This is a genomic window from Sagittula stellata E-37, assembly GCF_039724765.1.
Lineage (GTDB): Bacteria > Pseudomonadota > Alphaproteobacteria > Rhodobacterales > Rhodobacteraceae > Sagittula > Sagittula stellata.
Map to the genome: position 1 here is coordinate 3,948,946 of NZ_CP155729.1, position 14,746 is coordinate 3,963,691.

A 14,746-nucleotide genomic window follows, 5' to 3' on the forward strand; every position below is an offset into this window, starting at 1 on the left:
TTGCCCGATGACCGCCGACGTCGAAACTTGTCCTGCCATTTGGAGCATTTTGTATCGCCACGAGCCGAGCCGGGAAATCGGTCGGCGTAAGATCACGATCAAAAGGCCAAATTTAGTCGATCTAAAACTGGTCGACCAAGTGGTGCGTGAGCTGAACCTCCCCGAGGTAATGGCACAGTTGGACGCAGCAGAGGTCGCAACGTTGGCTGCGGTAGCGGCCACCGCTAAAAAACAGCACGGTGATGATGCCGGGGCGTCGAACGCGCTTCAGGCGCTTTTGAAGTCGCGCCCAGGCGAACTCGATGTTGACATCGCGCTGGTGGCGATAGCTGATTACGGCGTTAATCGCGACATCCTCCGGGCCTTTCCTGAGATGACTCAATCCTCTGCCATGATTGAGGCAATCATTGAGGCAGCGACGCAAGGGTTATTGGCCGGCTGGCATCGCTACGTCGAACTGAACGCCTTGGTCGTCCGGGATCTGAACCAGGCCAGACGTGCCTTCCCCGCTGTGGAGAGACTTACCCGCGACTTCGCACCGACCGTACTTATCGCCGCAACAGCTCGTGGGCTCGGCTGGACGTCATGGGTTAAGCTTTTCGCGATCCTGTACGATGAAGTCGAGCTTGCCGGAGAGACCAGGTGCACCGTCCCGGAGAGACGTGGACCGGACACCGAAGAGACTTTCGCGATGCGGCGCGCAGCGTGGGATGTGATACTGCCCGACGGCTCGGTCAGAGAGGTCGCACAATTGATCCTGGACCTCGACGGAGCGCTGTCTGCCTCCGGCCCTGACGTTCGCGCCGTCTATGTCCAGCGTTTGCGCAAGGCAATCGGTGGTGACGCCGATCTGCGCCGGGCGGCAGTAGAAGCTTTACTCAGCCGCTGCCCGCCGCGGCAGCATGATCTGGCGTTATTCGCTGCCACGCGGCTAGTCGAACCAGATGATGAGGCCTTTGTCAAGGCGCTCACCGAGCATCCAGATCGAGAAGTAGGTTACCGGGCCGACAAGTTACGCCACGCTGTATTTGGCAAATCGACCAGCGAAGAGGCTTGGCCAACTCCTAGTGTCAGCACTATCGCTCGGGGGCTTTTCAGCATCGGTCTGGATCCCATTCCGTCCAAATACCCAAAGACGTGGATTGGCGACCGGCTCGTCGAACTTCTCATTGAGCAGACAGTGGCGGGTGAGGAGAGGAGGTTCGCGGAGGAGTATTCAGATCACAGCGAGGAAGGAGAGGAAGGACTGCTTCGAAGCTTCTTCTCCCGCCTCGAATCTCGCCTTGGCGACTTGGGAGATGGTCTTCGAGCGACGGCAAGCGCCACCGGAGCAGCTCGCAATACGAGTATCGATCTGAAGTATCGGCCCGTCGATAAATCGGAGGAGGGTAAGCCGGGGGTGAACCCGAAGGGCGACGCCGAGCCCCCCGGCTTTTCCGCTGATCTATGCCTGATCGTGGATCCGTATCTCGAAGACCGTTCTCTCGGCAAGCGCGCTACACTTATCCAGGCGAAGCGGCTGCGGCTCAAAGACCCCACCCAGTCAGACAAGGGCCTAGCCAGTTCCTTCAAGCTGGACCCTTTACAGATGACGGACCTGATCCGCCAAACAGGGTCATCCTTCTATCTGTTCCAATGCCCAGGACTGCTCGATCGGGGCGTACCTATGGTCGCGACGCAGCTCGTCGAGGATTTGGCGCGGCATCATGCAGCGAGCGCCGCTCAAATCCCAGCACACCTAGTTGGCCCTGCTTCTCGCCCGTTCGCAGAATGGCTCACGTACATGGTGCTGGGGTTGCGCACAGGTGACCCGCTGGCAGAGCTCGTGGCGAAGGCCGAAGGTGGTGCCGGACGGCGCCCGCGCCCTTTGGCGAAGTTTGGAACTGTCGAAATTGTGCTGCGCGTGGGTGACCTAAAGTCAAAGGACGATTGAGGTGGGTCGCGTTAGTAGTGCGGAGGCATACTTAGGCGGTACTGGAAGACGGCAGATCGCCAAGTAGGTCATGGAATGACGAGAAGCCATTCGAAGATCACGGGGCCTGAGAGCGCCTGTGCGGTGCTGTAGGCGCGCAGGTCGCGCTCCAGCATCTGTTCAGCATAGGCCATGCGATCCGCCCAAGGGAGGGCGTCTCCGCCGCGCGCCATCTCCTCGCGGATGATCGCCCGGCCGGATTCGGGGGTCGTGTGAAGGCCGTGGCGGGCGAGCTCGGTGATCAGGCTGGTCTTGCCCACACCGGGGCCGCCCGTCACGACGAAAAAACGGTCGCTCATGGGCCATCCTCGGGTTTGACAGGGGAAGGGCTGCGCAGCGATCGACGCGCCGAAACGCGGATCAAAGCAGCATAAATTCTCGTAGGGAAAACAGCACCGGTCTGAGCGGCAGAGGCAAATCCTCTGACGAGAAAGGCAGAACTATCTGGTGCTTTTCAACACCGATGCGAGCTGCCCTTGCGAGATCAAACCTCCAAGCTCTTGCTCACCATGCGATCGCTCAACTAGCTGGTTCGCGCTGCCACCCGTTCGATTGGTCTACGGAAGCTCGTTTCCATGTTCGACATCCGCCCAATGCTTGTTAACGGGCATACGGGCTGCCCGCTTTGCCATTTCCTCAATCTGGATCGGTCGAAAACCCCACTGGTCGACGCCGACATTTATGCTGTTTCGCGAGCCTGCCCATTGGTCGTGGACGTGGCCGAACAGCTGTAGGGCGCCTCTGCGTGCGCCGTTCCAAGTGATCATCGGATAGTGGCAAAGGACGAGGCTGTGTTCGCCGTCCTGGATCTCGGCCATGTACTCTGTGCTGGCCCAGGGGAGGGATATTACTGCTTCGTCGTCGTGGTTGCCAATGATCAGATGCTTGCGGCCGGGCAGGCTGTGAAACCAGCTCTCGAACTGTGCCGTATCGGCAGCGCGACCGAAGGCAAAATCTCCCAAGATCCAGAGGTCATCATCATGCGCGACGCAGGCCTGAAAGTTGGCGATCAGGGCCGCGTTCATCTCGGCGGTTGAGGCGAAGGGGCGCTTGCAGAAGTCGATGATGCGGTGGTGGCCGAAGTGCAGGTCGGCCGAATACCAGTTGGCCATGCCTGTGCCCTCCGTGCTCGTCAGACCACAGTTTAGGGACGAGATCACACCGGCGCAAATACCTGTCAGTTCAAAGGGATTCTGTACGGCGAAACGCTCGAAATGTCAGCAGATGCCAGTCTTGCTCGGGCAAGATGCCAAGTAGAACCGGATAAGTTCCAATCTTTGGCGAACGTCACAGGAGGTCATTGGCTGGGGTGGTAGGATTCGAACCTACGGTGCGCGGTACCAAAAACCGGTGCCTTACCACTTGGCTACACCCCAACCGTGGCGCGCTACTTACTGCGCCGGTTCGGGAGGATCAAGACCTTCTTCCCGAAAAAATTACTCTGCCCCGCGAAGGGCGGCGGGCGCGTCGGCAACGTCCGAGCCGTAGAAACGGAACTGTGCCCGCCCCGCGCGCTTGGAGGCGTAGAGCGCCGTGTCCGCACGGTCCATGATTTCCGTCGGCGACAGACCTTCGCCCTCGGAAATCGCTATGCCGATGCTGGTGGAGATTCGGCACTTCGTGGTGCCCCAGTCCACGGGCCGCTCGATCCGTTCGATCATGCGGCCAGCAATCTCCGCGATGCGCGGCATCCGGGTCAGGTTGGCAAAGACGATCATGAACTCGTCCCCGCCGACGCGCGCCACGGTATCGTCCTTGCGCGATTCCTCCAGCATGATCCGCGCGGCGTGGCGCAGGACGTGATCCCCCGCCGCGTGCCCGTAGGTGTCGTTCACCGCCTTGAAGAAATCGAGATCGAGGTGCATCAGCGCGTAGGCCCGCCCCTGCCGCGAGATCCGGTCCAGCACCGTGTCCAGCGCGCGCCGGTTGCGCAGGCCGGTCAGCGTGTCGGTGAAGGCCCGCTCCTCCGCCGCAACCATTGCCCCCTGGAGACGGGTGTTGAGACTGCGCGACGCGTCCATGGCGGCGGACTTCGCCTCCACAAGGTAAAGCATCTCGATGGCAAGGTCGGTCGGCGCGAAATCGGTGCTGGTCAGGGCGTAGTCGCGCACCGCGTCGACCACCGCGATGCCGAACGACAGGTTGACCACCGCGCCCCCGCCACCGGTGCCGACCACAACGCCCTTCAGGGCGGTCCGCACACCGTCGCGCAGCCTGAGATGCAGCTTGCGACCCTGGGCCGCGCGCAGGCCCGCCATGTCCGTCACCGCGCGAGGGCGGTAGATCTCGAACACCTCCAGAAACCGGGCGTTTTCCAGGCGCCGCCCGCTCAGCTTGTGGAGCGTCGGTCCGGCCTGCACGATATGCCCTGTCGGCGACAGGACGGCATGCATCGGGCAGAGCGCGTGCAGCACCTCTTCGGGCAGCGACGTCATGCCGCCCCTCCCTGCGCGCCGCCACCCGCCGCGAGGTCGAAGGCCCGGCCGGCGGCAAAGGCCGATTCCACAAGCGTAATGTCCACCTCCTGTTCGCCCATGCCGACGCCTTCGGCGTTCAGCAGGACAAGCGCGCCGTAATCGTCGGCCATGGCGCGCAGCACCCCCACCATGACGAAGCCGAAGCCGGGCAGCCCCTCTCCGACCGTGAGGCGGAAGGTGTTCTGCCCCATGTCGCGAAGTTCCAGATCCGGCAGCACGAGGTCGGCGACGGCCAGCCGCGCCCGGTCCGGCAGGTCGTCGAGGGAATGCAGGAACTCGATATAGTCGACGCCGCCGAAGCGCAGTAGGCGGCGCAACCCCTCGCTGTTGGGATGGGAGACGAGATAGGTGCCCACGTCCTCCAGAAAGAGGTCGCTGCTCTTGCCCAATTCGATTTCCGTGGCGGCGATGATCGCGTCGAAGGTTTCGGTCGGATAGTTCAGCATCGCCTCGAAATCGCCGGCCTCGAACTGGGCGTGGCCGGTGATCGCCTCCCACGTGGACTGCCCGTAGGTATCCTGCACAAAGACCTGAAATGTTCTCAGGATGAGACCATGCATGACCGCTGCTCCGCTTTCGGGGCACCATGGCGCAGCGACGTTTAACAGGCGCATAATATATGCAATTGAGCCGAGTTTCGGGCCGGGCGAGGCCAGCGGGCCCCTGTCCCGCCCCCCTTTGGCCGGGCACCTCCCGACGAGGGAGTCAGAGGTATTTTTGCCAAGATGAAGCGCAGCGGTCGTGCACCGGTCGAGCCGGGCGCGACGTGGCAGCGGGACCGATGCGGGCGCTGCCTGCGGGCCGGCCCGCCGCGAGGTAGACCACGTGGCAGACCAAATGCGTGCCCGACTGGACCGCCGCCCGGAGCGCATGCCCCGTTTCCCACATCGCCTGACCGTCGGGCACGTTGGCGGTGCAGGCGCCCGAAGAGCGCATCGGCAAGCCGTAGTGGCGCGCCATCTGGCCGGTCATCTGCGTGGCGCGCATGCATTCCGGCGTCCCGGAGGATCTTCACCGTGTCGGGGCGCAGGAACTCGTTGCCGATCTCTTCGAGGATGCGCATGGTCGCGTCATGCAGGCGGGCGACCGCGTCCGGGCGCAGCGGTTCGGTCGGCCGGCCGGCGTTGCGCGGGATGTGCCAGGGGGCCTGGGCCACAGCAGGTGCGCCGGGGCGTGCCCCGCCCGGCCGCACTGGTCGCGGCGTGTCGGTGCGGCGTCGTCGGGCACGATGGCGCTTTCCCTGCGGTCCGGTGAGCGGCAAGGCACCCATCACACGGCGATCCGCTGCCCGCTGCCTGCCGGAAGACGACGCAGGCGATCGCTTTTGCCGTCCGGGGCGCCGCGATCACCCGCGGGTCGCGCGCCCGTCGAGCCAGCCCGGCAGGTGCCCCACGTCCGGCAGCACGGCCTCGGCGTGGGGGCCAAGCACCTCCGGCCCGGCCATGCCGGTCAGAACGCCGACGCAGACCATGCCCGCCGCGCGCCCGGCCAGCAGGTCGTGCGTGCTGTCGCCCACCATCGCCACCCGCGCGGGCGGCACGCGCATCCGCTCGGCGAAGGCCAGCAGCGGATCGGGCGAGGGCTTTGCCCCCCAGCCGCTGTCGGCCCCCGCGACGAAGTCGAACTGCCCGAGGATGCCGACCTCGGCCAGATGGGCCCGCGCCACCGATTCCGTGTCGTTGGTCATCACGCCCAGCATCAGCCCACGCGCCGCAAGCTCTGCCAGCAGGGGCACCAGCGGCACCGCCTCCACCAGAGGCGCGCGGCCTGCCTCCTCGACGATGATCCGCTCCAGCGCCGCCGCATCCTGCGGCAGGACCCAGGCCAGCAGCGCCGCGATCTCGCGATTGGTGCCGGCGATGGCGGGGCTGTCGGGCAGGAAACGCCCGGCTTCGAGGTCGAAACGCAGCACGTCGGCGGCGCGCGCCGCGCGGCTTGCGTCACCGTCGGACAGGCGCGCGATCAACCGCGCCGCAAAGACGTCCCAGGTTGCCGAAAAATCGAAAAGCGTTCCGTCCTTGTCGAACAGGACCGCGTCGACGCTCAGGTCCAATGCCATTCTCCTCCGCCCGGAAGGGCCGCGCGGGCCTGCGCGACGACCGTGTAATCCAGTCCCGCCGATTCGCAGAACGCCATGACCCACGCGTCGTCCATCATCACGAAGTCGAGAACCGCCCCCTGGAAGACAGGGTCCCCCAGACCGTTGCGGAAGTCCGCCTCCGACGCGCCCGAAGCCCCAAGAAACACCGGCAACAATTCATCGTTGCCTGCAAGCCATGCCATCGCCTGCAAACTGACCGTCTCGGCACTTTCCTGCGTAAAGCTCAATTCCCACGCCACCTTGAAAGGGTTTCTTAACCAAATTTCACCAAATCTGATGGGGCCGAGAAGTTCAAGCACGCGCCGACACTCACGGTGCAAGACACGAGGTAGCTGAACACTGATGACTGGGCGGATCCTGGTGGTCGATGCGGTGCCTACCAACCGCATCATACTGCGAGTCAAATTGTCTTCGGCCTATTACGAGGTCGTGCAGGCGGCCTCTGGCGAGGCGGCCCTCGCGATGATGCGCAGGTCCGATCCGGATCTGGTGATCGCGGCCTCCGAACTGCCCGACATGTCCGGCCGGACGCTTTGTTCCGCGATCCGGCGGAAGTGCGCCTCCCGCCCGGGACCGGCCGTCCCCGTCATCGTCGTGCACCCCGCGGACCGGCCGGAGGAACGGCTTGCCTCGCTCGCCGCGGGGGCGGACGACGTGCTGTCGCAGCCCATCGACGACGTCGTGATGCTGGCCCGGCTGCGCTCGCTCCTTCGGGCCCGCGACGCGGAGGCAGAGCTGCAGTTGCGCGACGACACCGGCCGGGCGCTGGGACTGGCCGAGCAGCCCTCAGACTTCAGCAAACCGGGGCAGGTGCGGATCATCGCCGACCGCCCCGGCGCGACCACACGCGCCCGGATCGAGGCGTTCTGCCGCCGCTCCGAAGACCACATCGAACTGGTCGATCCCGACAACGCCATGCGCGAGAACCCGCGCCACCCCGACCTGGTCGTCCTGCTGGAGACCGAGCATTCCGGCGGGAACGTGTTGTCGCTCCTGCCGCAATTGCGCTCCAATCGCGGCACGCGCCGCTCCGCGCTGATGTACATCGCCCTCCCCAATCACCGGAGGGAGGCCGCGTCCGCCCTCGACATGGGGGCCAACGACCTGATGTCCGACGGCCTGGAGGTGGACGAACTGGCCTTGCGGCTGAAGAAACAGATCGCCCGCAAGCGGCTGGGCGACCGGCTCAGGGCGAACATGCGCGACGGGCTGCGCGCCGCCGTGACCGACCCGCTGACCGGGCTCTACAACCGACGGTACGCCCTGCCCCACATCTCGCGGCTGGCCGACCGGGCAGAGCGGTCGCGCAGGCCCTACGCCCTGCTCCTCGCGGATCTCGACTACTTCAAGCAGGTGAACGACGACTACGGCCATGCCGCGGGCGACGCGGTGCTGGTGACGCTGGCGCAGCGGCTGACCGACAACCTGCGGGCCGCCGACCTGATCGCCCGCTGGGGCGGCGAGGAATTCCTCGTGGCGATGCCCGACACCGACCGCACGGCAGCGCGGCTGACCGCAGGGCGCCTGTGTTCCCTGATGGCGAAGAACCCCATCTCCCTGCCCGATGGCCGCAGGATCATCGTCACGCTGTCCATCGGGGTGGCCATCGGAGTGTCGCGCAGCGCCGAAACGCCGGTCGACCTGATTTCAAGCGCCGACTCCGCGCTCTATGCCGCGAAGAACGGCGGCCGCAATACGGTGGTCATGGCCGACACGGTGCTCGCATTGCCGCTGACCAAGGTCGTGCGCACCCTGCCGCCCGCCCCGAAACCGAACCCGAGGCTGGCGCCCGTCGAACCGATGATCGGTCAGGACACCGGCACCGACGGCGCGACGATCCCGCCCTGGGGCCTGCCGCGCCTCTGAGCGCGCGCCGGGCGGCCCGCCTCCGGCTGCGGACTCCCATCTGCATGACGGTCACCTGAAAAACGCGCCGGAGCCGCCCGGCGCGCGCCGCCCTGCCCTACTCGCGCGGCGGGCCGTCCTTGCGGCGATGCTCTTCGAAATGCCGCGCGCGCCGTTCCCGGAACCGGGCCAGCGTCTCTTCCAGACGGTCGGCGTAGGCCGCGCGTTCCGCAGGCGTCATCCCGGCGACATAGGCGCTCAGCACCTCCTGCCCGCGCTTGCGAAACCCGGCGCTGCGCTCGGCCTGCGCGGTCATCAGCGCCCCGAGCGCGGCAGGATCGTAGGGGTCGGCGCGCAGCACCTTCAGCGCCTGCTGGTAATCCTCGATCACGTCGCGCCGCGCGCCGCGCGCCTCCGTGCGGTCGCGCAGGAACGCTTCGCGCAGCGCCTGCCGCACCTCGTCGCGCTGGTCCTCGTCCAGGGCCCGCGTGTAGGGCAGCGCCGGGTCCCCGCCGTCGGGCCGTCCCGGCGACACCGGCGGGCCGTTCCACAGGAACGCCACCACGACGCCGGCAACCGCAAGGTTGATCGCCAGCGAGACGAAGAGCATGATCCGCATCACGCGGTTGCCTTGCGATCCGGCCATGCCGCTCATCCTTCCATCATCGCCAGTTCGAACCCCGAAAGCGGGTCGACGCCCATCTCTCCCAGATCCGCGCTGCCGCCCCAGAACGCGTCCAGCGTCGCGGGCGGGTTCACCCCGATCCAGATGCCCGCCGCGCAGGCCGCCGCCAGCCCGGTCATCCCGATCCAGCCGCCCAGCGCGCCGCGCACCTGGTCCCAAAGGCCCGGACCGCCCCCCTGCGGCGCCACGCGCGCCCCCGGCACCGGCATCTCGGCCAGTGCGTCGGCGGTCAGCCGCGCCATGAAATCGCCGTCGGGCACCGGCGCCTCGGCCCGTGCCGCCTCGAAGAACGCCGAGAGGTCCCCGGCGGACCCCGGCATCGTGTCGTCCCTTGGATCAGTCATCGCCGTCGTACCCCAGTTCTGTCCTGCGCCCGGCCAGAAGCGCTTCCAAAGTCCGTTTTCCCCGTGCCGTCAGACTTTCCACGGCGCGTGTCCCGATGTCCATGATCTGCGCGATCTCGGGGTTTGGCAGCCCCTCGATATGGCGCAGCACCACCGCCTGGCGCTGCCGCTCCGGCAATTGGTCGAGCGCGGCCTGCAACGCTTCGGCCCGGGCCGCCTGCTGCATGTGCTGCGCGGCAGAGGGGCGCTCGTCCTCCGGCTCCGGTATGTCGTCGAGCGCCGGTCCCGCGCGGCTCCTCCGCCGCATCCGGTCGATGCAGAGGTTCGCCGTCACCCGGTACAGCCAGGTCGAGACCTTCGCCTCGCCCGGGCGCCAGTCGGGCGCCGCGCGCCACAGGCGCAGAAGCGCCTCCTGGGTCACGTCTTCCGCCTCTGCCCGGTCGCCGCCCAGCATACGGAAGGCATGGGCCAGCACACGGGGCGCCAGCCGCGCTGTCAGCGCGCGCGCCGCAGCGGCATCGCCCGCGGCATACGCCGCGAGAAGCTCCTCCTCGGCACAGTCGCTCATGGCGTCATAAGGCATCCCGGTTCCGTATCCATCTGCGCTAACCGCAACCGCGGCACCGCGCAATGCCCCGGACCATCCGCCGTCCGGCGGGCAGCCCGGGGCGGGAACTCACGATCTCAGCGGTCCTGACGCCACGGGAAACGGCCCTCGCCGCGCTCGCCACGCGGACCGTGGCCGCGATCGGCGTGCCGTTCGCGCATTTTCGCCTTTGCGGCCGCGATCTCTTCCTGGCTCAAGGCGCCGTCGCCGTCGGTGTCCAGACGTTCCAGCATCCGGTCGAACATGTCCGCCGGGGCCTGACGCTGCGCTTCCTCAAGGCTCAGCATCCCGTCGCCGTCATAGTCCAGCCGGTCGATCATCGCCTGGCTGCGCTCGGTCATCCGCGCCACGCGGCGCGCCTCGCGCTGGGCCTCGGCCCGGGCGGCCATCTCGTCGGCGCTCAGCATCCCGTCGCCATTGGTGTCGGCGTCGGTAAAGCGCTTCTCGGCGGCGGCCTTCATCTCGGCCTCGGTGATCTTGCCGTCACCGTCGGTATCCGCCGCGGCGAACATCTCTTCCGAGAAGAAGCCGCGCGGGCCCATGCCGCCCTGCGGGCCGCCATGCGCACCGTCGTGGCCACGCCCGAAGTCGCGCGCCTGCGCCGCACCGGCAGTGGTCAGCACCGCCACCAGCGCCGCAGTCATCCAGAGGGTCGGTTTTGTCCTGGTCATCATCCTGGTCTCCATGGTTTCTGTCGCACCTGTCCCGAGCGCCGTTCTTGGGCGTCTCTGCAGGCTTCCACGCACGGGGCGGCAGCTTCCGTCGCAGAAGCCGGCACAAAACGCACGAAACACGATCACTGAAGCGTGAGCGCAAACGGTCCGAATGTGACACGCCGCCGCAAGGGCGTTTCGCCCCCTTTCATAAGCCGCACCGAGAGAGCATCTTTCGCGCTCGAGGAGGCACGGGATTTCTATGCAGCAATCAGGCAACATCGCAGCAGACACGCCGATCTGGCCGACGCTCTGGCGTGGCTGGCGCAGGCGGTGTCCGAAATGCGGCTCCGGACCGCTCCTTTCGGGCTACCTCAAGGTGCGCGACACCTGTCCGGTCTGCCGTCAGGAACTGTACCACCACCGGGCCGACGACGGACCCGCCTACCTGACGATCCTCATCGTCGGGCACATCATGGCGCCCCTGCTGCTGATCGTGTTTGAAGCGTGGCGGCCCGATCCGCTCGTGCTCTTCACGATCTTTGCGGTTGGCTGCGTTGCGCTTTCCCTTTACCTTCTGCCCCGATTGAAAGGGGCGATCGTGGCCTTCCAGTGGGCCCGGGGGATGTACGGCTTCGCGCCGCGCCCCGGCTGACCGCCCGGAGGAGACCCCATGACGACAACCGCCCCGACCCCCGACAAGAGCGCCCTGCGCGACGCGGCCACCGTGATCGTGCTGCGCGACCGCCGGACGCGGCCTCGGGTGCTGATGGGCCAGCGCGGGGCGAAGGCCGCCTTCATGCCCAACAAGTTCGTCTTCCCCGGCGGCGCCGTGGACCGGGGCGACGCACAGATCCACCTCACCCGCCCGCTCTCGCCGCTGTGCGCCGCGCGGATCGAGGAAGACGCACCCGCCGGCATCGCGCGTGCGCTCGCCGCGGCCGCGGTGCGCGAACTCTGGGAAGAGACCGGCCAGATCCTCGGCACACCCGCGCCCTGGCCCGGCACCGTGCCCGCCGACTGGCTCAGCTTCGCGGGCACCGGGCACCGGCCTTCCGCCGAAGGGCTGCAATTCGTCTTTCGCGCGATCACGCCCCCGGGCCGTCCGCGCCGCTTCGATGCCCGCTTCTTCCTGCTGGACGCAGAGGCGCTGATGTCCGACCCCGACGACTTCTCCCACGCCACGGATGAGCTGTCGCACCTCCAGTGGATCGCCGTGGACGAGATTCGCGACTACGACCTGCCGTTCATCACCGAGGTCGTGCTGGCCGAGGTCGCGGCGCGCGCCGCCGACGAGACGCCTCCGGACAGCGTGCCGTTCTTCCGCAACGACGACGAGGAAAGCCTGTTCCTCCGCCTGCGCGGAGAGCCGATGCGCGACTGAGGTGCACGGCCGGTGCACCCGGCGTGAACGCGGCTGATCCCCAAGGCGCGGATCGCGGCTGAACCGAACGGCGGACGAACCGCCCGGACCGGGCGCCCCGGACAAGGCTACGTTGGACCAAGCCGCCTCAGACCAACCCCCTCAGTCCAGCCCCCTCAGGCCAGCCCCCTCAGACCAAGCCGCGCCACATGGCGAACCACATGGCGCCAAGCGCGATCAGCGCGAGGTTCAGCACCCTCGCCGCCTTCCAGCGCACCCGCCGCGTCACGCGCCTTTCGCGCAGCACGGGGCCTTTCAGGAACCGCGCGACGCGCCGCTCGGCCTGCGCCATGGCGCGCGCGTCGATCTGGCGGGCGATCTTCGGATGCCCCGCCCCCTGCCGCGCCGCCGCCAAAGCCAGCAGGTCGCGGCGCACCGCCTCGGGCAGAGCGCCCCGGGCGCGTTTCACCCGCAACGCCAAAGGGCCGCGCCGCAGCCCCATCCTGCGCGCCAAGAGCCCCTCAAGCCGCGCCACACGGCGTGCCATGTCCCGTTCCACCTGCATGGCACGACCTTACCCGCCGCCGCATTTTCGCCTCAATTGCAGACACGTCACCACAGCGTTCGCGCCCCGTCGACAATTGCACTGGCCCTCGTCCCGGCCCCGTCCTATCTAGGCGGCATGTTGAACACGCTGACATACGGCACGCCCGGGGGCACGCCGCTGGTGATCGTCCACGGGCTGTTCGGATCGGGCCGCAACTGGGGCGTGATCGCCCGGCGGCTGGCCGAGGAACGCTTCGTGCTGACCCCCGACATGCGCAACCACGGCGACAGCCCGCATTCGGACAACCACGGCTACCCCGACCTCGCCGCCGACCTGGCAGAGCTGATCGACGCCCACGGTGGCCGCGCCCATGTGGTGGGCCATTCCATGGGCGGCAAGGCGGCGATGACGCTGGCCCTCATGCACCCGGAAAAGGTCGCCTCGCTCCTCGTGGCGGATATCGCGCCGGTCGCCTACGGCCACAGCCAGCAGCAGTACATCGACGCCATGCGCAAGGTCGACCTGACGCAGGTCGACCGCCGCTCCGACGCGGTGGCGCAACTGGCCGAACACGTCACGGACAAGGCGCTGCAAAGCTTCTTCACCCAGTCGCTCGACGTGAAGGCCAGGCAGTGGAAATACAACCTCGACGCGCTCGAAGCGGAAATGCCGAAGATCCTCGGCTTCCCGGAGATCGACGGGCAATACACCGGACCCGCGCTGTTCCTGTCCGGCGGGCAGTCGGACTACGTGCTGCCCGAGCACCGCGACACCATCCGCCGGATGTTTCCCAAGGCGCGCTTTGCCAAGATGCCGCAGGCCGGTCACTGGCTGCACGCCGACGACCCGCGCGGGTTCGAGGCCTCCGTCCGGGCGTTTCTCTCCGCCGTCTCCTGACGCGCGCGGAGAATCTCCGCGCCACGGACCGCCGCGGCGGCGGCGCGGGCAGGCATCGTCCCACCGTGACCGCAGCGTCCCGGCCGCCCCAAGACGCGCCCGAGATGCCCAAAGCCCCCTTGACCGGGACACCATATTCGAGAAATCCGAATATGCGGGATGACGTTCGCAAATGAGCGCGCGACGCTCTGGACAGGGCGCCGCGCTGCGACAACCTGTACGCCATGCGCAGGTCCCTAGCCGTCCAGTATCTTCAGATCGCCTTCGAGCCACGGCAGCTTGGCCCAGGCCGGGCCGATCACCATGTCGCTCACCAGCATCCGCATGGTGCGCGCCACGTCGCGCGGCACCTGGTCGGTCCAGTCCGACCCGGCATAAAGCGAGATCGTCCGTGCGAAGGGGCTGAACGGCAGCGGATGTACCTCCATCCTGTCGTGCATCCGGCCCGCCCGCATGTACTGGAGAGACGTCGTCAGCGCCCAGCCGACACCGCGCGACACCAGCGTCATCAGCGACAGATGCGCGCCGATCTCGAAGCGTTCGGGAAAGGACAGCTTCTGCCGGGCCAGATGCGCCTCGATCTGCCGCCCCACCACCTGTTCGCGGTCGTAGCGCAGAAGCGGCGCCTCCCGCATCAGCGCCTCGATCCCGCCCGCCGCCTGTGCGGCACCCCGCGCGCAGACAAAGATATACGGATCGCGCACCAGCGGGTATTCGACCACGCCGGGCATGACCTCGCCGCTCGACGCGGCGATGGCAAGGTGCAGGCGGCGGGCGCGGATCTCTTCGGATATCTCGTGGCTCGGCGCGGTGATCAGCTTGAACCGGCAGCGCGTCATGCTTTCCGCCAGCATCGTCACCAGCCGGGGTGTCAGGTCGTTGTCGAAGTCGTCGATCACGCCCAGGTTCAGCACCGCCAGATGCGCGAGATCCATCACCGTCAGCTCGCTCTGCGCCAGCCGCAACTCGCGCAACACCGCCTTCGCACGGCTGAGAAACGCCCGCCCCGCAGGGGTCAGCATCATCGGCCGGCGGCCATGGTCGACAAGCTCCACGCCCAGCGCCGTTTCGAGGTTGCGCATCTGCTGGCTGACCGCGGGCTGGCTCAGCCCGGTCAACTCGGCGGTGCGGGCGACCGATCCGCTCTCGGCCAGCGCCTCGAACACCTCGAGCCCGCGCAGGGACACCCCCTTGGTCAGCATCGGCTTCTCCTGAACATGCACATATTCGAAAAACATGAATTTGCGCCCCCATC

Annotated in this window: 17 protein-coding genes, 1 tRNA gene and 2 pseudogenes; 5 read left to right on the plus strand and 15 right to left on the minus strand. The window is 67.2% G+C overall.

Annotation, left to right across the window (positions count from 1 at the left end; genetic code table 11):
- Window positions 1–7 precede the first annotated feature (7 nt).
- Entirely contained in the window at window positions 8–1,933 is a 1,926-nt protein-coding gene (locus tag ABFK29_RS18840; RefSeq protein ID WP_005861230.1) for a hypothetical protein, read from the plus strand.
- 68 nt (window positions 1,934–2,001) lie between these two features.
- Here the strand turns inward: ABFK29_RS18840 and ABFK29_RS18845 are convergent, their stop codons facing one another.
- From ABFK29_RS18845 to ABFK29_RS18880, 9 genes and pseudogenes are all read right to left on the minus strand, one after another.
- Window positions 2,002–2,271 (minus strand): AAA family ATPase, encoded by a 270-nt coding sequence (locus ABFK29_RS18845; RefSeq protein ID WP_005861231.1) that lies wholly within the window; start codon window positions 2,269–2,271, stop codon window positions 2,002–2,004.
- Window positions 2,272–2,529: 258 nt separating this feature from the next.
- Window positions 2,530–3,084 (minus strand): hypothetical protein, encoded by a 555-nt coding sequence (locus ABFK29_RS18850; protein ID WP_005861232.1) that lies wholly within the window; start codon window positions 3,082–3,084, stop codon window positions 2,530–2,532.
- Window positions 3,085–3,273: 189 nt separating this feature from the next.
- Window positions 3,274–3,348, minus strand: a tRNA-Gln gene (locus ABFK29_RS18855).
- Between the two features lie 60 nt (window positions 3,349–3,408).
- Window positions 3,409–4,407, minus strand: coding sequence for a GGDEF domain-containing protein (locus tag ABFK29_RS18860; RefSeq protein ID WP_005861233.1), 999 nt, complete (start codon window positions 4,405–4,407; stop codon window positions 3,409–3,411).
- Entirely contained in the window at window positions 4,404–5,009 is a 606-nt protein-coding gene (locus ABFK29_RS18865; RefSeq protein ID WP_005861234.1) for a heme NO-binding domain-containing protein, read from the minus strand. Before ABFK29_RS18865 ends, ABFK29_RS18860 begins: the two co-directional genes overlap by 4 nt.
- A 265-nt stretch (window positions 5,010–5,274) precedes the next feature.
- A pseudogene (locus tag ABFK29_RS18870) lies at window positions 5,275–5,451 on the minus strand (trimethylamine methyltransferase family protein); the annotation flags it as partial.
- Window positions 5,452–5,491: 40 nt separating this feature from the next.
- Window positions 5,492–5,719: pseudogene (locus ABFK29_RS25180) on the minus strand (hypothetical protein); the annotation flags it as partial.
- A gap of 75 nt (window positions 5,720–5,794) precedes the next feature.
- Window positions 5,795–6,508, minus strand: a complete 714-nt coding sequence (locus ABFK29_RS18875) for an HAD family hydrolase (protein ID WP_005861243.1) — start codon at window positions 6,506–6,508, stop codon at window positions 5,795–5,797.
- A complete protein-coding gene (locus tag ABFK29_RS18880; protein ID WP_005861244.1) occupies window positions 6,493–6,777 on the minus strand; it encodes a DUF3572 domain-containing protein in 285 nt (94 codons plus the stop codon). Before ABFK29_RS18880 ends, ABFK29_RS18875 begins: the two co-directional genes overlap by 16 nt.
- A gap of 115 nt (window positions 6,778–6,892) precedes the next feature.
- On the opposite strand from ABFK29_RS18880, the gene ABFK29_RS18885 reads away from it, so the two are divergent.
- The gene (locus ABFK29_RS18885) at window positions 6,893–8,416 is read left to right on the plus strand and encodes a diguanylate cyclase (protein ID WP_005861245.1); all 1,524 of its coding nucleotides are present in this window, start codon (window positions 6,893–6,895) and stop codon (window positions 8,414–8,416) included.
- 97 nt (window positions 8,417–8,513) lie between these two features.
- Here ABFK29_RS18885 and ABFK29_RS18890 read toward each other — a convergent pair whose 3' ends face one another.
- From ABFK29_RS18890 to ABFK29_RS18905, 4 genes are all read right to left on the minus strand, one after another.
- Complete coding sequence (locus ABFK29_RS18890) at window positions 8,514–9,041, minus strand: periplasmic heavy metal sensor (RefSeq protein ID WP_040604839.1); 528 nt, start codon at window positions 9,039–9,041, stop codon at window positions 8,514–8,516.
- Window positions 9,042–9,046: 5 nt separating this feature from the next.
- Window positions 9,047–9,424, minus strand: a complete 378-nt coding sequence (locus ABFK29_RS18895) for a hypothetical protein (RefSeq protein WP_005861249.1) — start codon at window positions 9,422–9,424, stop codon at window positions 9,047–9,049.
- A complete protein-coding gene (locus tag ABFK29_RS18900; protein ID WP_005861252.1) occupies window positions 9,417–10,007 on the minus strand; it encodes an RNA polymerase sigma factor in 591 nt (196 codons plus the stop codon). The genes ABFK29_RS18895 and ABFK29_RS18900 overlap by 8 nt, the downstream gene beginning before the upstream one ends.
- Before the next feature lie 101 nt (window positions 10,008–10,108).
- Window positions 10,109–10,705: an EF-hand domain-containing protein gene (locus ABFK29_RS18905; protein WP_232281590.1), complete on the minus strand. Its 597-nt coding sequence runs from the start codon at window positions 10,703–10,705 to the stop codon at window positions 10,109–10,111.
- A 241-nt stretch (window positions 10,706–10,946) separates the two neighbouring features.
- Here ABFK29_RS18905 and ABFK29_RS18910 point away from each other — a divergent pair, with 241 nt between their 5' ends.
- Complete coding sequence (locus ABFK29_RS18910) at window positions 10,947–11,339, plus strand: DUF983 domain-containing protein (RefSeq protein WP_005861257.1); 393 nt, start codon at window positions 10,947–10,949, stop codon at window positions 11,337–11,339.
- Between the two features lie 18 nt (window positions 11,340–11,357).
- A complete protein-coding gene (locus ABFK29_RS18915; protein ID WP_005861259.1) occupies window positions 11,358–12,068 on the plus strand; it encodes an NUDIX hydrolase in 711 nt (236 codons plus the stop codon).
- Between the two features lie 169 nt (window positions 12,069–12,237).
- On the opposite strand, the gene ABFK29_RS18920 is transcribed toward ABFK29_RS18915, so the two are convergent.
- Window positions 12,238–12,594 carry a hypothetical protein gene (locus ABFK29_RS18920; RefSeq protein ID WP_157136554.1) on the minus strand — a complete coding sequence of 119 codons (357 nt, stop codon included), beginning with the start codon at window positions 12,592–12,594 and terminating at the stop codon, window positions 12,238–12,240.
- Between the two features lie 135 nt (window positions 12,595–12,729).
- Between ABFK29_RS18920 and ABFK29_RS18925 the strand changes: the two genes are divergently transcribed.
- Window positions 12,730–13,491, plus strand: a complete 762-nt coding sequence (locus tag ABFK29_RS18925; RefSeq protein ID WP_005861263.1) for an alpha/beta fold hydrolase — start codon at window positions 12,730–12,732, stop codon at window positions 13,489–13,491.
- Between the two features lie 236 nt (window positions 13,492–13,727).
- On the opposite strand, the gene ABFK29_RS18930 is transcribed toward ABFK29_RS18925, so the two are convergent.
- Entirely contained in the window at window positions 13,728–14,693 is a 966-nt protein-coding gene (locus ABFK29_RS18930) for a LysR family transcriptional regulator (RefSeq protein WP_040604869.1), read from the minus strand.
- Window positions 14,694–14,746: the final 53 nt, after the last annotated feature.